The 205-nt window shown below is 74.1% G+C and carries 1 pseudogene; it reads right to left on the reverse strand.

Annotated features, from left to right (window positions below):
- A pseudogene (locus C7C45_RS33265) lies at positions 1-205 on the reverse strand (hypothetical protein); the annotation flags it as partial.

Genomic DNA, 205 nt, shown 5'->3' on the forward strand with positions numbered 1-205 from the left:
GGACCTCGCCGCCGAAGGCGTTCGGGACCCCGACCACGACCACGGTGTCGGCCGCGGCCAGCTCTTCCAGGCCGTGCTGTGCGGTGATCGAGAAGCCGCCGACCGCCGCCAGCGGCTCGCCGGGCACCTCAGCACAGACCTTCAGCCCGTACCAGGGCGCCGACAGCAGACCGGCCAGCTCCGGCCGGGCCAGGCCGAACACCTC

Source organism: Micromonospora arborensis, from assembly GCF_003205615.1.
Taxonomy (GTDB): domain Bacteria; phylum Actinomycetota; class Actinomycetes; order Mycobacteriales; family Micromonosporaceae; genus Micromonospora; species Micromonospora arborensis.